18 protein-coding genes are annotated in these 22,894 nt (G+C 61.0%); 8 read left to right on the forward strand and 10 right to left on the reverse strand.

The genetic code is table 11. The features are described 5' to 3' along the window. Positions 1-19: 19 nt before the first annotated feature. Together A3OQ_RS0112185 and A3OQ_RS0112190 are read right to left on the reverse strand one after the other, a co-directional pair. Positions 20-1,012 carry a hypothetical protein gene (locus tag A3OQ_RS0112185; RefSeq protein ID WP_020175670.1) on the reverse strand — a complete coding sequence of 331 codons (993 nt, stop codon included), beginning with the start codon at positions 1,010-1,012 and terminating at the stop codon, positions 20-22. Then, positions 1,002-3,449 carry a YfhO family protein gene (locus tag A3OQ_RS0112190; RefSeq protein ID WP_020175671.1) on the reverse strand — a complete coding sequence of 816 codons (2,448 nt, stop codon included), beginning with the start codon at positions 3,447-3,449 and terminating at the stop codon, positions 1,002-1,004. Before A3OQ_RS0112190 ends, A3OQ_RS0112185 begins: the two co-directional genes overlap by 11 nt. A 395-nt stretch (positions 3,450-3,844) precedes the next feature. Between A3OQ_RS0112190 and A3OQ_RS0112195 the strand changes: the two genes are divergently transcribed. Together A3OQ_RS0112195 and A3OQ_RS22210 are read left to right on the forward strand one after the other, a co-directional pair. Next, entirely contained in the window at positions 3,845-4,408 is a 564-nt protein-coding gene (locus tag A3OQ_RS0112195) for a nitroreductase family protein (RefSeq protein ID WP_026595771.1), read from the forward strand. Between the two features lie 199 nt (positions 4,409-4,607). Beyond that, a complete protein-coding gene (locus tag A3OQ_RS22210; protein ID WP_020175673.1) occupies positions 4,608-5,969 on the forward strand; it encodes a DUF2336 domain-containing protein in 1,362 nt (453 codons plus the stop codon). A gap of 11 nt (positions 5,970-5,980) precedes the next feature. Here A3OQ_RS22210 and A3OQ_RS0112205 read toward each other — a convergent pair whose 3' ends face one another. Continuing rightward, a complete protein-coding gene (locus A3OQ_RS0112205) occupies positions 5,981-6,562 on the reverse strand; it encodes an NUDIX domain-containing protein (protein ID WP_020175674.1) in 582 nt (193 codons plus the stop codon). Position 6,563: 1 nt separating this feature from the next. Next, positions 6,564-7,355: an NAD kinase gene (locus tag A3OQ_RS0112210; RefSeq protein ID WP_020175675.1), complete on the reverse strand. Its 792-nt coding sequence runs from the start codon at positions 7,353-7,355 to the stop codon at positions 6,564-6,566. A gap of 181 nt (positions 7,356-7,536) precedes the next feature. Here A3OQ_RS0112210 and A3OQ_RS0112220 point away from each other — a divergent pair, with 181 nt between their 5' ends. From A3OQ_RS0112220 to A3OQ_RS0112250, 6 genes are all read left to right on the forward strand, one after another. Next, positions 7,537-10,332 carry a valine--tRNA ligase gene (locus A3OQ_RS0112220; RefSeq protein WP_020175677.1) on the forward strand — a complete coding sequence of 932 codons (2,796 nt, stop codon included), beginning with the start codon at positions 7,537-7,539 and terminating at the stop codon, positions 10,330-10,332. A gap of 128 nt (positions 10,333-10,460) precedes the next feature. After that, a complete protein-coding gene (gene mntR, locus A3OQ_RS0112225) occupies positions 10,461-10,919 on the forward strand; it encodes a manganese-binding transcriptional regulator MntR (protein WP_020175678.1) in 459 nt (152 codons plus the stop codon). A 328-nt stretch (positions 10,920-11,247) separates the two neighbouring features. Continuing rightward, the gene (gene ilvD, locus A3OQ_RS0112230) at positions 11,248-12,978 is read left to right on the forward strand and encodes a dihydroxy-acid dehydratase (RefSeq protein WP_020175679.1); all 1,731 of its coding nucleotides are present in this window, start codon (positions 11,248-11,250) and stop codon (positions 12,976-12,978) included. Then, positions 12,965-13,819 (forward strand): tetratricopeptide repeat protein, encoded by an 855-nt coding sequence (locus tag A3OQ_RS22215; protein ID WP_040581015.1) that lies wholly within the window; start codon positions 12,965-12,967, stop codon positions 13,817-13,819. The genes ilvD and A3OQ_RS22215 overlap by 14 nt, the downstream gene beginning before the upstream one ends. 83 nt (positions 13,820-13,902) lie before the next feature. Next, a complete protein-coding gene (locus A3OQ_RS0112240; protein WP_020175681.1) occupies positions 13,903-14,298 on the forward strand; it encodes a DUF4260 domain-containing protein in 396 nt (131 codons plus the stop codon). Positions 14,299-14,559: 261 nt separating this feature from the next. Then, entirely contained in the window at positions 14,560-15,354 is a 795-nt protein-coding gene (locus A3OQ_RS0112250; protein WP_020175683.1) for a DUF72 domain-containing protein, read from the forward strand. A gap of 207 nt (positions 15,355-15,561) precedes the next feature. Here A3OQ_RS0112250 and A3OQ_RS22220 read toward each other — a convergent pair whose 3' ends face one another. The 6 genes from A3OQ_RS22220 to gltA form a co-directional block, all read right to left on the reverse strand. Then, entirely contained in the window at positions 15,562-17,781 is a 2,220-nt protein-coding gene (locus tag A3OQ_RS22220; protein ID WP_020175684.1) for a CHASE2 domain-containing protein, read from the reverse strand. A 3-nt stretch (positions 17,782-17,784) separates the two neighbouring features. Further along, on the reverse strand, positions 17,785-18,561 hold the full coding sequence (gene xth, locus A3OQ_RS0112260) for an exodeoxyribonuclease III (RefSeq protein ID WP_026595774.1): 777 nt from the start codon (positions 18,559-18,561) through the stop codon (positions 17,785-17,787). A gap of 190 nt (positions 18,562-18,751) precedes the next feature. Next, positions 18,752-18,937, reverse strand: a complete 186-nt coding sequence (locus A3OQ_RS0112265) for a hypothetical protein (protein WP_020175686.1) — start codon at positions 18,935-18,937, stop codon at positions 18,752-18,754. A gap of 227 nt (positions 18,938-19,164) precedes the next feature. After that, a complete protein-coding gene (locus A3OQ_RS0112270) occupies positions 19,165-20,040 on the reverse strand; it encodes a lysophospholipid acyltransferase family protein (protein WP_020175687.1) in 876 nt (291 codons plus the stop codon). Between the two features lie 65 nt (positions 20,041-20,105). Next, positions 20,106-21,401 carry an FAD-dependent monooxygenase gene (locus tag A3OQ_RS0112275; protein WP_020175688.1) on the reverse strand — a complete coding sequence of 432 codons (1,296 nt, stop codon included), beginning with the start codon at positions 21,399-21,401 and terminating at the stop codon, positions 20,106-20,108. Positions 21,402-21,459: 58 nt separating this feature from the next. Next, on the reverse strand, positions 21,460-22,749 hold the full coding sequence (gene gltA, locus A3OQ_RS0112280) for a citrate synthase (protein WP_020175689.1): 1,290 nt from the start codon (positions 22,747-22,749) through the stop codon (positions 21,460-21,462). Positions 22,750-22,894 lie beyond the last annotated feature (145 nt).

Here is a 22,894-nt window from a genome sequence, read left to right on the forward strand (position 1 = left end):
TAATTGATAATCCGATGATCTATTTCATGATCACTTCGACATCGCGATCGAGCGTCGAGGTCACTTTGAAGTTCGTTTGGTAGGTCTTGTTGTCATGTCGCGCGATGGCGACATATTCGCCTTCGGCGAGGACGAGCGACGGAAAAGCGCCGATCAATTCGCGGATGACGTCGCCGCCGGGCGTCAGAATCGTGAAGGCCGTATTGGCCATGGCTTCGCCGCCCGGTGCGCCGACGAGTTTCAAGGTCATGACGGCGGCGCGGTGGCGCAAAGTCGTGTCGGTCAGCTTGCCGGCCTGCACGCGCAGATCCGCGCCGACGACGGAATTGGTTGCACTGGCGCTGCCGCTGGTCGTCGTATCGAGCAAGGTCGAGACGACATGATAATTGCCCTCGGGAAGGCCAATGGTGTCGCCTGCCTTGGCATTGGCGAAGACGAGCTTGGCTTCCGAATTGCCGCGTTCAGGCACATAGATCGCGATCGATAGTTTGGTCGGATTGATCGGCACATCGCCCAAAAGTCCGACGATCCTCAGGCCGCCGGCATTCAGGACCAGCTTTTCGCTGATCGTCTGTCCGTTGATCACCACGCGTTTGGTGACGCCGGCAAGACCGAGCCCTGCGTGAACGATATAGGCGCCGTCGGGCAGGGGTAGCGTTGGCGTCGCATCTGAAGATTCGGCGACGAGCTTATGCGATTGGTCCTGGTCCGTCGCTTCGTTGAAGACCCGCCATTTGAGCCCGGCATGGATGGGTTGCGGGTCATTGGCTGTCAGAACGGCGGTGAGGTGAAGGGCACCTTGGCTCGTCTCGAAAGGGGCGCCGAACCGCGCGTTCGGCGCCGCCGGCGGCAATGCCGGCGCGCCCGGATTGCCGAAGGAGGAGGCGGGATCGGCCGCGGCCGTGCTCAGGCTCGCCAGGCCGAGGAGAAGGATGAGAGCCCAGTCGATGAGCGAATGCGTAAGGCTTGCGTACGGCCGGAGGCTCAGTGCTTTCGCGGCTCTACTCGTCATCTTTGTGCAATAGCCCGGAGACGGCGGCGCTCAGATTGGCCATGGACAAAGGATGAAAGGAAAATTCGACCGTATGATGGCCCGGCGGAACTTCGACGCCCCGGAAGAGAATATTGGTTCGCAGGACCGGCTTTTTCTGACCATCCACGCGCGCTTCCCATCCCGGATAGAAGAGATCGTGCAAGACGACGACGCCGGGCTGATCGGTCGTCACATCGATCGTCACGCTATTATCGGCATAATGCGTGATGGCTGCCTGCGTTTGCGCTGACTCGCCGCTCGAATCGAGAAGCGAGGTGCTGAGATCGCCGAGACTTGTCCCATCGATAAGCACCTCCTTCGACACATCGAAATTGGGCAACGTGGATTCGTCGATGACGGTTTCGTTGTCGGAGGGCTTGATTTTGGTGGCGACATAAGTCCGGGGGGCGCCTTTGCCGAGCTTATAAATATACATCGAGTCGCCGACATAGAGCTGCTGGATGTGCGACGGCCTCGGGAAATGCCGCGGCAGATTGGTCAGGGGCCGGTCGAGCACCAGATATTCGAGGCCGAGCAGCGCGGCCAGCGTGCATTTATAGCCGCGGAACGTGCCGGGAAAATGCCGCTGATAAGGATCTTCGGCATTCTCGCCGGGCCCGACCGCGCGTTCATAATCGGAAATGCGCAGCGGATTATAGCCGAGCGTATTTTCAAACTTCAGCACCATGGAGGCATTCTGCCAGGGGCCGCTGAGGCCAAGGACCTCGATCCGCGGATGGTCGCCCTCGGCGACTTTGCTCGCGATGTCCTGCCGCAACACCTCTATGCCCCGGGCATCGCCTGGCGACAGATGCGCATAGACCGCATAGCGGCTGTTGGGTTCGGCATTGAGCGATGAGGCTGCATCGCGCCAGATCAGCTCGGCACCGGTCGCTGCGACCAGAAGAATGGCCGCCAGCGCGCGGCGGCGGCGCGACCGTAAAAGAACGAGGATGGCTGCGGCGCAGATCATGAGCGCCACGCTGATTGCAAGCTCTCGCAGCGACGGCAGTGCGTGTTTCTGCGCCAGCGAAAAGGCGAGCCCGAGCCCGAACAGTGTTGCGACGGCGCTGCCAACCGCGACGGGCAGAACAAACCTAAGCCAACGCGGCCGGAAACCTGCGATGGAGGGAAGCCCGTCTTCGATATAGCGATGCAGAAGATAACCGCTGATCAAAGCCAGCATGATGTTGACGACGAAAGTCGCATCCGCCGGTCGCCGGTAGAGCGACACACCGGGAAGCCAGTCGAAGGCCCAGGAGAAGATCGGAGTTTCGCGGCCGACGGCATAGAGCATCATGGCGACGGTGACCGCGACGCAAAAACGAAGGCCGCGCGCAAAAATGCGTCCGCCCGCCAACCCGTGCCAGACGAAGAGCAGGATCGGAACGGTGCCGATGAAGAGATAATTGATGCAGCGGTCGGTCCAGTCCGTCTCGGCCATGGTCTCGTAGCCCGGACCCCAGTAATCATAATTCCAGTCGAGAGAACCGAAGAAGTTCGGGGCAAACAGGGTGATGAGATTGACCGGCGCGAACGAGCCCGCGGCCGCGACCCCATAGGAAATGCCGGGACGGTTCGATGTCCCGAGAAATTGCATCGTCAGCAAGGTCGGCGCAGCCATCACGACGAGGACGATCGCGCCCATCAGCGCGATCACGCCGGCGCGGGTCTTCACATAGGTGAAGACATCTCCCGACGCGGCCGTCAGCCAGACCAGGCGGCCGATCAGAACCAGAGCCAGAAGGAAGGCGACCTGATCGCGCCCGAGCGCCATCAGGCAGGCAAAAAGACCGAAAAGGGCCGCGAATTTATAGGAGCGGCGCTCCAATGTGAGATCGAGTGCCCAAAGAGCCCAGGGAAAGAACGAATAGGAAATGATCATCCCGGTGTGCTGCAGACGGGATGACGCCACGCCGCCCAGCATGAAGACCATGGCGGCGAGAACCGCGCCCGCCGGATGCCAGCCGCGCTTTTGGAAGAGACAGAGGATGCCGAAGCTGCCGAAGAGCAGGTGAGACAGGATGACCGCGTCGAAGACCTGCATCGATGCGTGCGGCGCGACGAGCGCGAAGAGCACCATGCTCGGCGTAAAGAGCAAGGATTGCGGATCGGCGACCGACGGGTGGCCGGCGAAATGATACGGGTTCCAGAGCGGGATTTCGCCATGCTGCAAGGCGTCCGCGAGAAAGCGGAACATGGGATAGAAATGATTTTTGGAATCCCATGGCACGACGGCGCCGGTCGCCAGCCAGCAGGCAAAGGCGGCGCCGGCAAGGCCGCACAGGCTCGCAATTGCGAGCAAGGTGGCAGGCCGCGTCCAGGCACGGGCGCGCGCCGCCGCCTCGGTGGCGGAAGGCTGCAACCGGCCGGTGAGGGGCGCGGCGGGAGATACGGCTGTGTCGAGAAGGGTCATCGGCGAAAGGGGCTACGCAAGGGAACAATGCCGATGCCGGCAAGACTGAAACGCAAGGGGGGCTGTCTTGAAAAAGTCTGGCGGCTTTCTCCCAAAACGGCACCTGCTTCATTGAAACCAGGGTCAAAACTAAGTCGAAGCTTGTTTTTAAGGCATAAGAGGCGAAAGCCGTCACGTATTATTTTCATGTCGGCCGCCGCTCTGGCGTCGGGCCTCTGTTTAGACAGAAAATCTCTCATGAGTGCGGTGCAGCCTTGCCCAACTGGAAACCCTCCGCCTAATCCCTTTGCAAGGTGACCATTTCAAGGCATTGAAGAGACTTGGAAGAGGCTTGCCATGCTGGAGAAAGCCTTGTTCTATCCGGCATCTTTTCGCATGAAACGTGTGAACTCGGCATGAATGAAACCTTAGAGCTTCTCGCCTCGCGACGATCCGCGCCGGCCGCGAGCCTCAGCGAGCCTGGTCCCAGCCCTGAAGAACTCGAGTCCCTGCTGAAAATCGCCTCGCGCGTGCCGGACCACGGTAAACTTGTACCCTGGCGCTATATTCTGTTCGAAGGCGCGGCCCGCCACCGCGCGGGTCAGATCATTGCCGACACCTATGCCAAGGCGCATCCCGAAGCCGACGAGGCCAAACTCGATATCGAGCGCAAGCGTCTGGCGCTGGCGCCTCTGGTGATCGCGGTCGTCTGCCGCGCCGGCCCGCACGAAAAGATTCCGGAATGGGAGCAGGTCATGACCTGCGGCGCCGTCTGCATGAATCTGACGATCGCTGCCAATGCGCAGGGCTTTGCGACCGTTTGGCTCTCGGAATGGTACGCCTATGATCCGGCGGTTCTGGCGCTGCTCGGTCTCGAGCCCAATGAAAAGATCGCAGGCTTCATCCATATCGGAAAGCCGCCGGGCCCGCGCGATGACCGGCCGCGCCCGGTGATCGCCGACATCGTGACCAGGTTTTAGAGCATGACCCCGAAAAGTTGCAGACTTTTCGGATCAAGGTCATGCGTTGAAACAACAGCCTGGTCTCATAAGATCATGCAGTAAAACGAGAACTTATGCCTTGGGACTTGAGCTGAGCCGGGCGTCTTAAAGCATCGTTTACCATGTTCGCGGAAACTCATACCGCGCGAAGCCGAGGCGGCTTCGCCGGAGTCGCGAAATGATCGTCCGGAAATTCATGCAATGGGTGCAGACCGCATCGGCCAGCCAAAGGGCCGATGGGGCGAGCGCATTGGCAAGGGCCTATCTCTACGCGGATCTCGACGGCGAGCAGAGGCAGGAGGCGGAGCAAGCCTTAACCAGCCTCCTTGACGACGCCTCGCCGCTGGTGCGCCGCGCGCTTGCCGAAAGTTTTGCCAGCGCCGCAGAGGCGCCGCATCATATCGTTCTCGCGCTCGCCGACGACCAATCCGATATTTCCTCGATCGTGCTTGGGCGCTCGCCTTTGCTCACCGATTCCGAGCTCATCGATTGCGCCGCCATCGGCGATGCTTTCGCGCAATCGGCGATCGCCTTGCGTCCGCGTCTTTCGGCGCCGGTCGCGGCGGCCATCGCCGAAGTCGGCGGCCGCGAGGCCGCGATCTCGCTTGCCATCAATCCCGGCGCCGATCTGCCGGAATTTTCCATGCACCGGATGATCGAACGATTCGGCGACGACGGCGAGATGCGCGAGGCGCTGCTGTCGCGGCCGCATCTTCCCGCAGCCTTACTCTCGGATATTGTCGCGGCGACATCGAAGACGCTCTTTGCCTTCGTCACCAATTGCAATTGGATGCCGACGGAACGGGCGGAGCGGGCGGCGCGCGAGGCGCGCGAGAAAGCCAATGTCATCATCGCGGTCTCGTCCGAAGCGGAAGCCAATGGGCCGCAAAAACTCGTCGCGCATTTGCGCGCCTCCGGACAATTGACGGCAGGCCTTGTGCTGCGGGCGCTGCTCTCCGGCAATATGAGCCTTTTCGAAGCCGCGCTTTGCGAATTGTCCGGCCTGCCGATGAGCCGCGTCCGCGGTCTGACCGGGGATTGCATGTCGGCTGGTTTCGCGGCGCTCTATCGCAGGGCGGGCCTGCCCGAGAAATTACTGCCGGCGTTTCGCGCCGCGCTCGAAGCCTTGCGCGTCTGCGGCCATGATTATCCGGGCTCGGCGCGTCTGTCGCGCCAGATGGTCGAGCGGGTTTTGACGGCTTGCGAAAGCCCGAACACTGCGCTGACCGACAAGCTCTTCGCGGTGCTGCGGCGCTTCGAGGCCGAGGCTGCCCGCGAGGAGGCGCGTCTCGATACGCCGACATTCCTGCAGGAAACGCCGGTTGCGCCCGCCATCGTCTTTGAGCACGCGGAGGAAGAATCCGTGCCGATTCTCGACGAGGAGCCTGTGCTGGTGCTGACCGACATCGGCGAGGACTTGGTCGCAAGCGAGGATTTTGGCAGGACCGCGCCTTTGGTCGAAATTCCGGCGGAGATCGATCCGCAGCCATCCTTTGTCATCGACTTCACCGCGCTCGAAGCTGAATTGCTGGCGGCGTAAATCTTAAAGACTCACGCCTCGTTCATGAGTCCTTTGACCTTCGCGTAATAGAGAAGTGCGATGGTCTTGGCGTCGCAAATCTCGCCGCTCTCGATCATGGCGAGCGCCTCGTCCAAAGTCGGCTCGATCACTTCTATATCTTCGCCTTCGTCGGCGAGGCCGCCGCCGGGCCCGACGCGGTCTTCCGGCCTGTAGCGGACCACGAAGAAGGTCAGTTTCTCCGTGACGCTGCCGGGGCTCATGAAAGCCTCGAAAATCCGCACCGGCTTTTCGATCTTAAAGCCCGCTTCTTCCTCGACTTCCATGACGATACGGACGGCCGGATCTTCGCCTTCGAGCTTGCCGGCGACCGCTTCGATCAAATGACCTTCGCCATTGCTGACAAAAACCGGCAGCCGGAATTGCTTGATCAGCGCGACGCGTCCGCGCGTCGGATCGTAAAGCAGGATGACGGCACCCTGGCCCGTATCGAAGACCTCGCGCGAGATCGTCTGCGTCTTGCCGTCGGATCGCTGCCGCTCGATCGTGACTTTTTCGAGCAGATAGCGGACGTGCGACAAGACCTGGCGCGCGAGAATGCGGGCTTGAGCCATTTCAATATCCAAATTGTTCGCGCAAAATCCGCTCGTTCATCGAATGACCGGGATCATGCAAAAGGACGAGGCCCGTGGCGTGATCCATCGCGATCGATACGCGCACCACATTGCGGATTTCGAAGTGATCGGCGGTGGCCGCGACCGGCCGCAGATCGGGTTCCAGAATATCGATTTCGACATGCGCCCGGTCGGGCAGGAGCGCGCCATGCCAGCGCCGCGGCCTGAACGCCGAAATCGGCGTCAGCGGCATCAGCGTCGCGTCGAGCGGCAGGATCGGCCCGCCGACGGAGAGATTATAGGCGGTAGAGCCCGCCGGCGTCGCGACGAGCAGCCCGTCGGCGACAAGCTGGCCGAGCCGCTCCTGGCCATCGACGCAGATCCGCAGCTTGGCCGCCTGATAGGTTTGGCGGAGCAGGGCGACCTCGTTGATCGCATTGGCCCTTTCGGTATGTCCCGCAAGATCGGTCGTGGTCATGACCAGAGGATGCACGACGGAAGGCTCAGCCGCCTCGAGCCGCGCTTTCAGATCCTCCTCCTGATATTCGTTCATGAGAAATCCGACCGAGCCGCGGTTCATCCCATAGATCGGCTTGGCGTGGCCCATGAAGCGGTGCAGCGTCTGCAGCATGAGCCCGTCGCCGCCGAGCGTGACGAGGACATCCGCCTGCGCCGGCTCGACATTGCCATAGGCGCGCGCAAGCCGCTCCAACGCTTCGTCCGCCGCCGGGGTTCCGGAGGAGAGGAATGCGATACGCTCGAAGCGGCGACCCGCTCCATTCCCATCCGCCATGGCTTTGGGCCTCCGGCTCCCAGATTTTCGGATTCTCCTGAGCTTTGACATAGCCGGAAGCGGCGCCGGCCGCAAAGGTTTGGCGTTCGGCTCCATCTGGCTTACATGACATGCAACATCTTTTGACTGGCGTCATTCCGCGCGTTGACTCCCGGAAACGCCTCCGCTTTTAACGGTCCCCATGGAAAAAACATTTGATCCCGCCGCGGTCGAAGGCCGTATTTCGGCGCTTTGGGAGGACGCCGGCGCGTTTCGCGCCGGGCGGCCGGAACGGGCCAGCGCGGAACCCTTTACCATTGTGATTCCGCCGCCGAACGTCACTGGCTCGCTCCATATGGGGCACGCGCTCAACAATACATTGCAGGATATTCTGTGCCGCTTCGAGCGCATGCGCGGGCGCGACGTGCTCTGGCAGCCGGGGACCGACCATGCGGGCATCGCGACCCAGATGGTCGTCGAGCGGCGATTGGCCGAGCGGGGCAACGTAGGCCGCCGCGAGATGGGCCGCGCCAAATTCCTCGAAGAAGTCTGGCGCTGGAAAGAGGAATCGGGCGGCGCCATCATCAATCAATTGAAGCGGCTCGGCGCCTCCTGCGACTGGTCGCGGGAGCGTTTCACCATGGACGAGGGCCTGTCGAAGGCCGTCGTGAAGGTCTTCGTGCAGCTCTATAACGAGGGCCTGATCTATAAGGACAAGCGGCTCGTCAATTGGGACCCGAAGCTCTTGACCGCGATCTCCGACCTCGAAGTCGTGCAGGTCGAGACGAAGGGCAGCCTCTGGCATTTCAAATATCCGATTGTGGACGATGTGGGCCAGGAGACCGGCGAATTTATCATCGTCGCGACGACGAGGCCCGAGACCATGCTGGGCGACACGGCGGTGGCCGTGCACCCGGATGACGAGCGCTATAAACATCTGCAAGGCAAAAAGGTGCGGCTGCCGCTGGTCGGACGGCTGATCCCGATCGTCGCCGACACCTATTCCGATCCCGAGAAGGGCACGGGCGCGGTGAAGATCACCCCGGCGCATGATTTTAACGACTTCGAAGTCTGGCAACGGCACAAAGACAACGAACTTAAGGGTACCGACCCGATCGATATTTTTACGCCGGATGGAAAACTGAAGTCGTCGGACTTCGACGATTTTACGTTTGGTCATCGCGCGCCGGACCCACGAAATCCGAATGTCACGTTTGCGGATCAAGGGGCCCTTGGGCTTGGGCGTCCCACCTTCGAGGATATTCCTGAAGAACTGCGAGGCTTAGATCGCTTCGAGGCACGAAAGGTCGTTGTCGAGCTGATGGAAGCCAAGGGGCTTCTCGATAAAATCGAGCCAACACAACATGCAGTGCCGCATGGCGACCGGTCCGGCGTCGTCATCGAGCCGCGCCTGACCGATCAATGGTATGTCGACGCCAAGACTCTGGCGCAACCGGCGCTCGCCGCCGTGCGCGAAGGCAAGACGAAGTTCATCCCGGAGAATTGGGAAAAGACCTACTTTCAATGGCTCGACAATATCCAGCCCTGGTGCATCTCGCGTCAGCTCTGGTGGGGTCATCAGATTCCGGCCTGGTACGGGCCTGACGGCAAGGTCTTCGTCGAGGCCTCCGCTGCGGAGGCCGAAGTCGCGGCGGCGAGCCATTATGGTGCGCCGACGCCTCTCGCACGCGACGAGGACGTCCTCGACACCTGGTTTTCCTCGGCGCTCTGGCCCTTCTCGACGCTCGGCTGGCCGGACGAGACGCCGGAGGTCAAACGCTATTACCCGACCAATGCGCTCGTCACCGGCTTCGACATCATCTTCTTCTGGATCGCCCGGATGATGATGATGGGCCTGCATTTCATGCACGAGATCCCGTTTCACGACGTCTATATCCACGCCCTCGTCCGCGACGAGAAGGGCGCGAAAATGTCGAAGTCGAAGGGAAACGTCATCGATCCCTTGGGACTCATCGAGCAATATGGCGCCGACGCCTTGCGCTTCACGCTCGCGGCGATGGCGGCGCAGGGCCGCGACATCAAGCTCTCGACGCAGCGCGTCGAAGGCTATCGCAATTTCGCGACCAAGCTCTGGAACGCGGCGCGCTTCGCCGAGCTGAACGGCTGCGCGGGCGTCGAGAGCTTCGATCCGCGCGCCGCGAAAGTCACTCTCAATCAATGGATCATCGGCGAGGCCGCCAAAGCCGTAGCCGAGACCTCCGCCGCGATCATGGCCTATCGCTTCAACGATGCGGCCAATGCGGCCTATCGCTTCGTCTGGAACATCTTCTGCGACTGGTATGTCGAACTGGCAAAGCCCTTGCTGCAAGGGACGGACGAGGCCGCCAAGGCCGAGACCCGCGCCGCGGCGGCTTTTGTGCTCGATCAGATCCTGAAGCTTCTGCATCCCTTCATGCCCTTCCTGACGGAAGAGCTTTGGGGTCTGACGGCGACCGAGGCCCTGCCACGCAAGACCGTTTTGGCGCTCGCCGAATGGCCGGTGCTGGAAGGCTGCGAAAATCCGGCCGCCGAGGCCGAGATCGGCTGGGTCGTGGAACTCATCTCCGAATTGCGCTCGGTCCGGTCCGAAATGAATGTCCCGGCGGGGGCCCTTGCGCCGCTGGTGCTCGTCGCTGCGCCGCCGGAGGTCGAGGCCCGCGCCGGGGCCTGGGACGAAACGATCAAGCGGCTCGCCCGGGCTTCTGAGATTTCTTTCGCAGCGGGGGCGCCCGAGCAGTCGGTGCAGGTCATTGTGCGCGGCACCATAGCGGCGCTGCCGTTGCAGGGCGTGATCGATTTCGCCGCCGAGAAAGTGCGTCTGACCAAGGAAATCGAAAAGCTCAAAGGCGAGGCGGCCAAGATCGAGGCGAAGCTCGGAAATGCCGATTTCGTCGCAAGGGCGCCGGAAGAAGTGGTGGACGAAAACCGAGACCGGCTTGCGGAAATCGCCGCCCGCATCGAGAAATTGAGCGCGGCTCAGGTCCGGCTGGGGCTCTGAGCTCGGGCTCCAACCCGGCTGCTTTGTTCCACCAAGTCCATTATGTAGATCAGGCTACAATCTGATTACCGCTTGAAAACCAAACGGGGTTAAAGTTCAAATCCGGGATCATTGGGGCGTGTTCGCGCATGGCTGAGAAAAAACTGGCTGCCGCCGCTTCGGACATCGTCCTTCCGTCGGAGACGGCCCAGGCTCAAAGGTTCGAGCGCGCCCGCACCGCGCAGGCGACCGCCGTTCTCGAAGATTATGTCGAGCTCATCGACGATCTTTTGCGCAGCGAGGGCGAGGCGCGGCCGACCGACATCGCGCGGCGCCTAGGCGTCTCCCACGCCACCGCGATCAAGAGCATCGGCCGGTTGAAGCGCGAGGGGCTTGCCACTTCGAAGCTCTATCGTGGGGTCTTCCTGACGCCGCAAGGCCAAGATCTGGCTCAGCGCGTGCGCGCGCGCCATAGAACCGTCGTCGATCTTTTGGTCGCGGTCGGTGTTCCGCAGCACTGCGCGGAACTTGATGCGGAAGGTATCGAACACCATGTTTCGGATGTGGCGCTCGCAGCCTTCTCGCGTTTCCTGAAACGCCGCGGCTGAAGCGAACCGGAGCGGCGAACCAAGCTGCCCTTCGCGTTGATCGCCGCCCGGCTGGTTGGCCCTTGCTGTGTAAGATTTGTTGCTTTCTAGCAACAGCCATTAATCATCTTACGCTTGTCTTGGGTTCACAAGAAGAAAGCCGCTTTTCAGCCATAAACCAACGGCTAGTCTGAAATCGCTCGAGTTGAGAAAAGGTTCTTCCGTCGGCTGCACATCGATTGGAAGAACGTGCGTAACAGGGTTCTTTGAATGCCCGCTTCCCCGCGCGGCTTTCGAGAATGTGGCCTGGGCCGACATTCTGCTCAACTAAGCTGCCGGGATTTAGTAAATGGATGCGCGCGTTTTCGATAAGAAGAAACTTCCCAGCCGTCATGTGACGGAAGGACCGGAGCGGGCGCCGCACCGGTCTTATCTCTATGCGATGGGCCTGACGCGCGAGCAGATTCATCAGCCCTTCGTCGGCGTCGCCTCTTGTTGGAACGAAGCCGCTCCCTGCAACATCTCCTTGATGCGGCAGGCGCAGGCGGTGAAGCAGGGCGTCGCCTCGGCTGGCGGCACGCCGCGCGAATTCTGCACGATCACCGTGACCGATGGCATCGCCATGGGTCATCAGGGGATGAAGTCCTCGCTGGTGTCGCGCGATGTCATCGCCGATTCCGTCGAACTCACCATGCGCGGCCATTGCTACGACGCGCTCGTCGGCCTCGCGGGTTGCGACAAATCGCTGCCCGGCATGATGATGGCGATGGTCCGCCTCAATGTGCCGTCGGTCTTCATCTATGGCGGCTCGATCCTGCCCGGCACTTTCAAAGGCAAGCCGGTGACCGTTCAGGACCTGTTCGAGGCTGTCGGCAAATATTCCGTCGGCGACATGACGCCTGAGGATCTCGACGAACTCGAGACCGTGGCTTGCCCCTCGGCCGGCGCCTGCGGCGCTCAATTCACCGCCAATACGATGGCAACAGTTTCCGAGGCGATCGGCCTCGCTCTGCCTTATTCGGCCGGAGCGCCGGCGCCTTATGAAATCCGCGACCGGTTCTGCCTGACGGCGGGCGAGATGGTGATGGAGCTGATTGCCCGCAACATCCGCCCACGCGATATCGTCACCCGCCGGGCGCTCGAAAATGCCGCGACGGTGGTTGCCGCGTCTGGCGGCTCGACCAATGCGGCTTTGCATCTGCCGGCGATCGCGCATGAAGCGGGCATTAAATTCGATCTCTTCGACGTCGCCGAGATCTTCAAGAAGACGCCCTATATCGCCGACCTGAAACCGGGCGGCAAATATGTTGCCAAGGATATGTTCGAAGCGGGCGGCATCCCGCTCCTGATGAAGACGCTGCTCGATCATGGCTTTCTGCATGGCGACTGTCTCACCGTGACCGGCCGCACCATTGCCGAGAACATGGCCAAGGTGAAATGGAATCCGGACCAGGACGTGGTCTATCCGGCGGATAAGCCGATCACCGTGACAGGCGGCGTCGTCGGGCTCAAAGGCAATCTCGCGCCGGAAGGCGCGATCGTGAAGGTTGCCGGCATGAAGCAGGATCACCTTGTCTTCAAGGGTCCGGCGCTCTGCTTCGACACTGAAGAAAGCTGCTTCGAAGCGGTCAGCCAGCGCAAGTATCAGGAAGGCTGCGTCTTCGTCATCCGCTACGAGGGACCGCGCGGTGGCCCCGGCATGCGCGAAATGCTGTCGACGACGGCGGCGCTTTACGGCCAGGGCATGGGCGAGAAGGTCGCGCTCATCACCGACGGGCGCTTCTCGGGCGCGACGCGCGGCTTCTGCATCGGCCATGTCGGGCCGGAGGCGGCGGTCGGCGGCCCAATTGCTCTCGTGAAGGATGGCGACATCATCGAGATCGATGCCGTCAAAGGCACGATCGAGCTGCATGTGTCCGATGAGGAGCTCGCCGAGCGCCGCAAGGCGTGGCAGCCGCGCAAGACGGATTTCGGCTCAGGTGCCCTTTGGAAATACGCCCAGATCGTCGGTCCCGCCGTCAATGGCGCGGTGACGCATCCGGGCGGTTCCGGCGAGACGCAAACCTATGCTGACATTTAGCGTCTCCTCCGCCATTATCGGGATTGGGATGGCTGCGTTCCTGGCCATGCCTTCGCACGCCTTCGATGGCTCAGACGCCGTCGCCAGTGACAAGACGCCGTTCCGCAGCTTCAAAAATCCGCACGCTGCTTTGCAGGCTGGACTCGAAGGGTTTCGCTCGGGCGATCAGCATTCGGCGGTCGAGGCCTTGAAATATGCGGCGGCCGGCGGCGAGTCGCTGGCGCGCTGGAAACTCGGCAAGATGTATGCGGATGGCGATGGCGTCCCGCATGACGACATCAAGGCCTATGAATATTTTTCGCAGATCGTCGACACTTACGACGAGGACAATCCCAATCGCCGGGAAGTTTCCGTCGTCGCGAGCGCCTTCGTCGCCGTCGGCATTTATAGTTTGAACGGCATCCCGAATACCAAGGTCGTGGCGAATCCCGAGCGCGCGCTCGAAATGTTCCAATATGCCGCGACCAATTTCGGCGACGCCAATGCGCAATATAATCTGGCGCGCATGTATCTCGACGGCGCCGATGTCGTGGCCAAAGACGGCCGCCAGGCTGCACGTTGGCTCTATCTGGCGGCCGATAAGGGCCATCCGCAGGCGCAGGCGCTTCTCGGCCAGATGCTCTTCACCGGCCATGATGGTGTGCAGAAGCAGCGCGCCCGCGGTTTGATGTGGCTCTCGATCGCGCGCGACTCCGTCCAGCCGTCGAAAGACGCGGTGCTGTCGAAGAAGGACCAATGGATTGTCGATCTCTACGACAAGGCCATGGCGGCGGCGAGCGATACGGACCGGCAGGTCGCAACGATCTATCGCGACGATTTTAAGAACAGCAAGCACAACTGAGCGTCCAAATCCCAGGATCTATCGGCGACAGGCCGATTCCCGGATATGGCCGGCTGAAGCATCAACGATTGCGAGCAATGTGAATGGAGAGGTCGAACGGATATGTCCGGGGCGGACCCTTGGTTCTTCTGCGTCTTGAAGGCGCCGCCATTCTTGTCGTCTCGCTTCTGGCCTATGGTCAGACGGGACAATCGTGGTGGACCTTTGCCGCGCTCATCCTGGCGCCGGATCTCAGCATGCTCGGCTATCTCGTGAATGCGCGGGCAGGGGCAGCAAGTTACAATGCCGTTCATACTCTGACGGGCTCCCTTATGCTTCTGGGGTTAGGGCTCGTCTCCGGCAGTGCTTTGATCTTGTCTTTGAGCCTCATATGGCTTGCTCACATCGGTCTCGATCGCATGCTCGGCTTTGGGCTGAAATATGCGTCCGGCTTCTCGGACACGCATCTCGGTCTGCTCGGCATACGGAAAGAGGCTTGAGAGCAGGACCTCATGGTTACCGAGCCCTGAAGGCTCTCGTTCTTTTGCAGGTCCATTCTTTCCCGATCTTAACTTTCGAGACGGAACCCGGAACGGACCGGCGACGAATCACTGACCCATACGAAGTTCCGGACCTGTTCGCGCCGCATCTTGTGGTGGTGAACGATACGATTAACATCATGCGGATCGCGGCCCATGCGTTGAAACGCGAATGGTGCAAGCGCGTTAAGACCGGTGTGCCATTTTAACCCGGGGTGAGCCGTGGCGAAGATATATGTCGGCATCGGCGGTTGGACCTATGCGCCTTGGCGCGATAATTTTTATCCGCGCGGGTTAAAGCAGGCTGACGAGCTTTCCTTCGCCAGCCGGCATGTCTCGACGATCGAGGTCAACGGCACCTTCTATCGCACGCAATCGCCGGAGAGCTTCCGCCGCTGGGCGGAAGAAGTGCCGAAAGACTTCGTCTTCTCCATCAAGGCGCACCGGCTGACGACGCATCGCAAAGTGCTCGCCGAATCGGCGCCGGCCGTCACGCGCTTTATTGACAGCGGCCTTGCCGAATTGGGCAAGAAGCTCGGGCCGATCCTCTGGCAATTCGCGCCGACGAAAAAATTCGAGCCGGAGGATTTCGAGGCTTTTCTCAGCTGCCTGCCACCGAAATTGGACAGCCTCAAACTCCGTCACGTCGTCGAGGTGCGGCACGAGAGTTTTTGCAATGAAGATTTCGTCGCGCTCGCGCGGCGCCACAAGGTCGCGATCTGCCTTGCGCTCTCCGATAAATATCCGCTGATCGCTGATCCAACCGCGGATTTCGTCTATGCACGGCTGCAGACGAGCCAAGCGAAAGAGCAGCAAGGCTATCCGAAAAAGGAACTCGATCGCTGGGCGGGATATGTGAAGCAATGGAGCGGGGGCAAAGCGGTTGCAGAACTGCCCTTGCTCGCAAAGCCGCCCGCTGCGAAAGCCAAGGGCCTTGATTGTTTCCTTTATTTCATCGCCGGGGCCAAGGAGCGCAATCCGGCGGCGGCCATGGCTCTGATGGAGCGGTTGAAGTGATCCAGGTCACGAATTCAAAAAAGGAGGGAGGCGAACCCTCTCCCAGAGGGAGAGGGTGGCTGCGAAGCAGCCGGGTGAGGGGTTAGACTCTTATTCGGATGGAACGAAACCCCTCATCCGCCTCGCTCCGCGAGGCACCTTCTCCCACAGGGAGAAGGAACGCGCTCGACCTTTGAGTATGAGTCCTCCCATTTATGCGCCCTGACCCTAAGCCAAGCCGCGCAAAAGGCTTGCGTAGAATTTCACATAAGGCGCGCTTTCAGGATGCGCCTGCGCGGCGGCGACGATCTGGTGGATCTTGATGTCTTTTCGCTCGACGGCCGAAAGCACAGCCTCGTGCAACGTGAGGAATGATTTGAAATCGGCGGACTCCTCCTTCGCCGATCCATGCAGGGCGAAGACGCGCAATGCGTGACTCTTGCCCTTGAGATCGATGTCGCCGAGGCCGACGAAGAGAAAACCCGGCGCCGCTTCGACGGTCGTTTCCGAGACGATGATCGGGACGCCCAGCACCTTGGTCGTCGCTTCGAGCCGCGCTGCGATATTCACCGTATCGCCGACGATTGAATAGTCGAAGCGATGTTGCGATCCGATATTGCCGACGAAGACTTCGCCGGACGAAATGCCGATCCCGATGTCGATCGGCTGATGTGAGCGTCCGGCTTCGATTGTCTCGGCTGCGACTCTCGCGTCGATCAAAGCGACCGTTTCGCGCATGGCGAGCGCCGCCCGGCAGGCGTGTCCGGCATGATGTGGAACATCGGTCGGCGCGTTCCAGAAGGCCATCAATCCATCGCCGATATATTTGTCGAGCGTGCCGTTTTCATTGAGCACGATCTCGGTCAGCGGCGTGTGCAGCATATTGAGAAATTGCACGACCTCTTGCGCCGAAAGGGCTTCGGCCCGCGCGGTGAAATCGCGGATATCGCTGAAGAGCACAGTCACATCCCTTGCTTCACCGCCGAGCTGAAGACGCGATGGATCTTCCGCCAGACGCTCCACCAGCGCGGGCGCGAGATAGCGCGCGAAGGCCTGACGCACGAAGCGTCTTTGGCGTTCCGAACGGCGGTAGACGGCGACCGTCATCGTTGTATAGGAGGCGAGCGATGTCGCAGCGGGCAGCAGCGGATCGAACAGAAGATCGGCCCGCAAGAAAGCCAGAAAGCTCGCACCTGCGAAACCGGCGATCACAAAAAAGGTAAAGAGCGCGGCGGCGACCGGGTTGGCGAAGCGCGCCAATAAGGTGGCCGTGAGGCCGCCGAGAACGAGGAGGAAAGCCTCAAGTCCCGGCGCATAATCCGGCCGCGCCAGATGCGCGCCGGAGGCGATATGCTCGATCACTTCGGCATGAATATCGACGCCGGGGACAGCGGCTTCCAATGGCGTCGAGCGAATATCCGCTTGCGCCGAGGCGCTTGAGCCGATGAGCATGATCCTGTCGCGGATATCGTCAGCGCTGGTGAACCCATCGAGCACGCGCCATGCCGGAATGCGGCGGCCCGCTTGCGTTCCTGCGAAGCGGACGCGCACCATGCCGTCCGATTCCGTATCGATCAGGGCATTGCCGATCTTGACCGAGATAATGCCGGTCGATGCGCCATAGGCCTGCGCGCCGGAGGCGTTGGAGGATTTCACGACGATCGTATCGGCGCCTTGGGCCACGCGCAAAGCTTCGGTGTCGAGCGAAGGCACCAGCATCGGGGCGCCATGAGCATCATCGAGCGCAAAGAGCAAAGGCGCTTTTCGCACGATGAGATCGCGGTCGGGCAGCCAATTGATGGCGCCGAGTCCTGTCGTCTTCTCGGTCAGGCGCGGCAGAGGCAGGATGGCGCTGTGAAACCGCGTCAGAAACGGAATCGGATCGTCGCCGATCGTCGCAAATCCGGTCTTGATCGGAATGTCGCGCGGCGCGCCTTCGAAAGTCAGCACGAATGCGAGAACCGAAGGGATCGTGCCCAATGTATCCGCGAGGCTATCGGTCTTGATCAGGCCTTTGGCGACAAGCGCGTCGCGAAAAGCGTCGCGCTCGGGGATATCCGGCAATTGCGTCAGCATGTTTTCCGGCGTGAGACGGTCTCGTTCGGCGAAGAGAACGTCGAAAACCACAGCGGCCGCACCGAGTTCATTGAGTTTTTCGGCAAGGTCCGAGAGCCGGCTGCGCGGCCAGGGCCATTGCCCGAGCTTTTCGAGCGAGGCATCGTCGATGTCGATGACGCGGACGGGCAGATCCGGCGTCCACGCGCGGGGACTGAGGCGTTGATAATTGTCGAAAATGAGATTGCGGAGATTGTCGGCGACGGGCGGATTGGCAAAGCAGATCGCAAGGCCGATGGCGATCGGCGCGCACCACAGAGCTGCGCCGAGGCTCGCGCGCCAAAGCTTCGCTAGCTGATCTTCCAGTCCAATGATCAGCGAGGGCTTGTCCACGCGTCACGCGAGATCGATGCGGATCGGTACGTGATCCGACGGCTTCTCCTCGGCGCGCCGCTCCTTGTCGATCGTCACCTTCAAAAGCCGGTCGGCTGCCTGCGGCGACAAGAGGAGATGGTCGATCCTGATGCCTTTGTTGCGCTGCCAGGCGCCGGCCTGATAGTCCCAAAATGTATAGAGCCCGGCATCGTCTGTCGTCGCGCGCAAGGCATCTGTCAGGCCGAGATTGAGCAGCGTGCGAAAGCGTGCGCGCGTCTCCGGCAGGAACAGCGCATCGTTGACCCAGGCAGCCGGATCATAGGCGTCGCGCGCGTCCGGAATGACATTGTAATCGCCGGCAAAGACGAGCGGCTCCTCATAGGCGAGCAAGGTCTTCGCATGCGCGATCAGCCGGTCCATCCAGCCGAGCTTGTAGGGGTATTTATCCGTGTCGGGCGGATTGCCGTTGGGCAGATAGAGGCAGGCGACACGCACGACGCCGGCGCCGTCCGGGATGATCGCCTCGATATAGCGCGCATGTTCGTCGCTGGGGTCGCCCGGCAGGCCGCGCGTCACTTCGGGCGGGGCTTTGGAAAGGATCGCGACGCCGTTGAAGCCTTTCTGGCCGTGGGTCGCCACATTATAGCCAAGCGCCTCGACCTCCAGGCGCGGGAAGGCTTCGTCCACGCATTTGATTTCCTGCAGGCAGAGAACGTCGGGGCCAACATCCTTCAAATAGCGAAGCAGGTGTTCCGTTCTTTGCCGGACGGAATTGACGTTCCAGGTGGCGATTTGCACGGCGGTCATCCTCCAGCGGCGCCTAGAGCATGAACCCGAAAAGTCGGCTCGACCCTTCGCAATAAGATCATGCGTCAAAACAAGCTTAGAGCATGATCCCGGAAAACGATCGCGCTCTGGAGGACCTATCTTAACAGAAAACGCATCCAGGTTGCCCTGGATGCGTCGTGTTCGGCTTATCGAGCCGGTATCAACGATGCCAATGGCGGTGCCAGCGATGATGCCAATGGTGGTAATAAGCAGAACGTCCCGTCGTCAGAGCCGGGGCCTTCATGGCGACGCCGGGCTTTTCGGGCGCAACCGGCATCTGCGCGGCATCCGCGGCGGCGGCCATCAGGCCGAATGCGACGAGGCTGAGAGTGATTTGGCGAATCATTAAGATCTCCTTCGGAGCCTTTGTGAAAGCACCCGGAGCATGACGTCGGGGAAAATCATGCTCCGGGGGGGATTGCTCCAAAGCCACAATCGCAAACACGAGCTGACGGCTGCCTGAACCCGCCCGTCATCTCCCGTTCAGATTGTATGACCGAAGCGTCAGAGGCTGAGCAGCTTTTTTAACGCATGATCTTTGTCCGAAAACTCTGCAACTTTTCGGGATCATGCTCAGCCCCAACGGCGATGCGACCACATCCATTGCTGCGGATGCTGGCGGATCGTGCGCTCGAATTCGCCTTGCAGCGAAGCCGTGGCGGCCAGAATATCGGCCTCCCGATCATCGGTTTTAGGCACTTCGATTTCGATCAGGCGGATGGTGAAGCGCACACCGGGCTTGCGGATGATTTCGCCGGCATAAAGCTTCACGTCATAGGTGCGGGCGACGATGGCCGGGAAAGGGGTAGACGGCGCGAGATGTCCGAAAAACGGTACGCGGAGACCGCGGAAATCACGCTGGTCGGCGAGCATGGCGATCGTGCCGCCCTCGCGCGTATGGCGGATCAATTGGCGCGCCGTCTGTGAGTTCTTTGGATAGAGGCCGCCCGGATATAAAAAGCCGCGCATCTTGCGCACGCGCGCGTCGACCAAGGGATTCTTGATGCGCTGATAGACGCCGGCCGGCTGGGTTTTGGCCCGCGCCGTGATCGCAAGCACGGCGATCTCCCAATTGGCTTGATGCGGTGCGCAGAAGACGCGGCCTTCTTCCGGAGCCATCGCGGCGAATATGTCCTGGCTCTGCATCTCCACGCGATGACTTGCGGCGAGTTCGGCAAGGCGAAAGGATTCGGCGAAGGTCTGTCCGAGGTTTTCCCACATATCCAAAGCGATCGCGCTGCGTTCGGCCTCGCCTTTTTCGGGAAAGGCTTTGGCTAGATTGGCAAGCGCGCGCGCGTGACGGCGCCCGATTCTCGGGCCGAAAAAGCGCCAAACGCGGCCGGAAAACCATGACGCCGCTTCGATCGGCAAGGCGGTCAGGATGAAACCAGCCAAAACGAAGGCCATATCCTCGAGTCTGTAGCGCAAGGAGGATTGGCGGAAACCCATCGATCGAAAACGCCCCTATGTCGTCTACCTGATGCTCGCTGAGGCGTATGAAGGGGGAATGAAGATCAAGTCAAGCGCTGAGACCGGTTCCGGCTGGCCCGGTTTCGCCGGAGGGCAGGCTCGTTGATCCCGGCGGGGCCCGAAGGCTGCGGCTGCATCAGGCGCGGCAGATGCCCGTGCGGGAGAATGCCTTCGCGCATGATGGCGCGGCGCAACGGGCCGATCATTGCGAAAGCCAGAAGCCCGGCGCTGCGCAAAAAATCGACCGGGATAAGATCGGTCAGCAGGGAGCGATTGAGCACGTCGATTCCGAGCGTGCGCACGGAAATATCGCTGCGCCGTTCGACGCTATAGGGCGCGAGCGTCGCGGCGGTGCCGATGTCGCGGCCCAGCATCTGTGCATCTTCCAGAATTTCGACGAGATTGGCGGTGTCGCGCAGGCTCAGATTGAGGCCTTGCGCGGCGAGCGGCGGAAAAACATGCGCGGCCTCGCCGATGAGCGCGATACGGTGCCCGGCGAGGCGGCTGACGCGCAGGCCCGTCATCGGGAAAAAGCCTGGCTGTCCGTCGAGGCGCATGGCGCCGAGAAGGCTATGGACCTGGTTCTGGATTTCGGCTGCGAGGGCGTCGGGTGCAAGCGCGGCGCGCCGTTTCGCGTCCGCGCCGCTCATCAGCCAGACGAGGGAGGAACGGTGCGGGGCATCGGCTTTGGCAGGCAAAGGCACCAAAGTGCAGGGACCCGAGCGCGTGTGAAATTCGGTCGAGATCTGCCGATGGGGATGTTCATGCGCGAGGAAAACGGTGAGCGCGACTTGCGGATAGGTCCAGGCGCGGGCGCCGATGCCGGCTTTGCCTCGAGCCAAAGACTTTCTGCCGTCGGCGGCAACGAGGAGCTTGGCTTCGAAAACGCTGCCGTCTTCCGCGGTCGCACGAACGCTTTCCTTTTCGAAAGCGATGTCTTTTAAAAACCCGTCATGCAGCGTGAGATTGGGCCGCGCGCGGGCGATGCCGGCCAGCGCCTCGACGAGCGCGTTATTTTCGATATTGGCACCAAAGGCCGGAAGCCCGATCTCGCTCGCGGAGAAGGTGACGGTCCGGGCGCGAATGGCTGCGCCCGTGTCGTCGATCATGCTGATCGTCTCGATCGGCGCGGCGAGCGGCGTTAGGTGCGGCCAAAGCCCCAGCGCGCGATAGAAACGCAGGGAGCCTTCGAACAGCGCAACGGTGCGTCCATGCGCCCCGAAATCGAGGCGGCCGATGCAGAGAGTCTGAAAACCCGCATCGGCCAAGGCGATCGCGGCCGACAGACCGGCCGCGCCAGCACCCGCAACGATGATGTCCGCGGGGGGAAGCGAACTCAAACTAGCCTCTTGACGCATGATCTCATCCGAAAAGTCTGCAACTTTTCGGGATCATGCGCTAGCGCTTGTCGGGGGCAATATAGTCGCGGAGCGGCGCGCCGGTATAGAGCTGGCGCGGCCGGCCGATTTTCTGACCCGGATCCTCGATCATTTCCTTCCATTGCGCGATCCAGCCGGCAGTGCGCGCAACGGCGAAGAGAACCGTGAACATCGATGTCGGGAAACCCATCGCCTTCAAGGTGATGCCCGAATAGAAATCGATATTCGGATAGAGCTTCTTCTCGACGAAATACTCGTCGCTCAAGGCGATTTTTTCGAGCTCTTTCGCGACCTCGAGAAGCGGATCGTCCTTCTTGCCGAGCTCGTTCAAGACTTCATGGCAGGTTCGCTGCATGATTTTGGCGCGCGGGTCGTAGTTTTTATAGACGCGATGGCCAAAGCCCATGAGCCGGAAAGGATCGTTCTTGTCCTTTGCCCGCGCGATATATTTCGGAATATTCTCGGCCCTGCCGATTTCTTCGAGCATTTTGAGCGCCGCTTCATTGGCGCCGCCATGCGCGGGTCCCCAGAGGCAGGCGACACCCGCGGCGATACAGGCGAAAGGATTGGCGCCCGAGGAGCCGGCAAGCCTGACCGTCGAGGTCGAGGCATTCTGCTCATGGTCCGCATGGAGGATGAAAATACGGTCGAGCGCCCGGGCGAAGATCGGATTGACCTTATATTCCTCGCACGGCACGGCGTAGCACATGTGCAGGAAATTCGAGGCGTAATCGAGCGAGTTCTTCGGATAAACGAAAGGCTGGCCGATGTTGTATTTATAGGCCATGGCGGCGAGCGTCGGCATTTTGGCGATCAGCCGCATGGAGGCCACCATGCGCTGGCCCGTATCCGAAATATCCGTCGAGTCGTGATAGAAGGCCGAGAGCGCGCCGACGCTGGCAACCATCACGGCCATCGGATGCGCGTCGCGGCGGAAGCCCTGGAAGAAGCGCGCCATCTGCTCATGCACCATCGTGTGGCGCGTGATGCGATGTTCGAAATCGACCTTCTGCGTGGGCGTCGGCAATTCGCCGTACAGCAGCAGATAGCAGGATTCGAGATAGTCGCCATGTTCGGCAAGCTGCTCGATCGGATAGCCGCGATAGAGCAGAACGCCCTCATCGCCGTCGATATATGTGATTTGAGACTCGCAGCTCGCCGTCGATGTGAAACCGGGATCGAATGTAAACATCCCGGTTTGCGCATAAAGCTTGCCGATATCGACGACAGAGGGACCGATCGATCCCGTTTTAACGGGCATATCGACCTTATGATCGCCAATGCTGAAAGACCCGGTCGTCTCGCTCATGAATGCCGCCCTCGGTGCCCGAACTGGTATACCAAAACGGATGTCGAAGTGAGCTTTCGACGTCGCCGCTCAGGTGAAGATTTCGAGCATCCACTAGTGTGTTGCACTGCAACACACCTACATGAGGATTTGAATTCGTCAAGCG

This window comes from Methyloferula stellata AR4, assembly GCF_000385335.1.
GTDB lineage: Bacteria > Pseudomonadota > Alphaproteobacteria > Rhizobiales > Beijerinckiaceae > Methyloferula > Methyloferula stellata.

Excerpts from the sequence above, each read along its gene's own strand:
- A3OQ_RS22215 (WP_040581015.1), top strand. The coding sequence starts at position 12,965 with ATGCTGACATTTAGCGTCTCCTCCGCCATTATCGGGATTGGGATGGCT.
- A3OQ_RS0112185 (WP_020175670.1), bottom strand. The coding sequence starts at position 1,012 with ATGACGAGTAGAGCCGCGAAAGCACTGAGCCTCCGGCCGTACGCAAGC.
- mntR (WP_020175678.1), top strand. The coding sequence starts at position 10,461 with ATGGCTGAGAAAAAACTGGCTGCCGCCGCTTCGGACATCGTCCTTCCG.
- A3OQ_RS0112270 (WP_020175687.1), bottom strand. The coding sequence starts at position 20,040 with ATGGGTTTCCGCCAATCCTCCTTGCGCTACAGACTCGAGGATATGGCC.
- A3OQ_RS0112265 (WP_020175686.1), bottom strand. The coding sequence starts at position 18,937 with ATGATTCGCCAAATCACTCTCAGCCTCGTCGCATTCGGCCTGATGGCC.
- A3OQ_RS0112190 (WP_020175671.1), bottom strand. The coding sequence starts at position 3,449 with ATGACCCTTCTCGACACAGCCGTATCTCCCGCCGCGCCCCTCACCGGC.
- ilvD (WP_020175679.1), top strand. The coding sequence starts at position 11,248 with ATGGATGCGCGCGTTTTCGATAAGAAGAAACTTCCCAGCCGTCATGTG.
- A3OQ_RS0112220 (WP_020175677.1), top strand. The coding sequence starts at position 7,537 with ATGGAAAAAACATTTGATCCCGCCGCGGTCGAAGGCCGTATTTCGGCG.
- A3OQ_RS0112240 (WP_020175681.1), top strand. The coding sequence starts at position 13,903 with ATGGAGAGGTCGAACGGATATGTCCGGGGCGGACCCTTGGTTCTTCTG.
- A3OQ_RS0112205 (WP_020175674.1), bottom strand. The coding sequence starts at position 6,562 with ATGGCTCAAGCCCGCATTCTCGCGCGCCAGGTCTTGTCGCACGTCCGC.
- gltA (WP_020175689.1), bottom strand. The coding sequence starts at position 22,749 with ATGAGCGAGACGACCGGGTCTTTCAGCATTGGCGATCATAAGGTCGAT.
- A3OQ_RS0112210 (WP_020175675.1), bottom strand. The coding sequence starts at position 7,355 with ATGGCGGATGGGAATGGAGCGGGTCGCCGCTTCGAGCGTATCGCATTC.
- A3OQ_RS22210 (WP_020175673.1), top strand. The coding sequence starts at position 4,608 with ATGATCGTCCGGAAATTCATGCAATGGGTGCAGACCGCATCGGCCAGC.
- A3OQ_RS0112195 (WP_026595771.1), top strand. The coding sequence starts at position 3,845 with ATGAATGAAACCTTAGAGCTTCTCGCCTCGCGACGATCCGCGCCGGCC.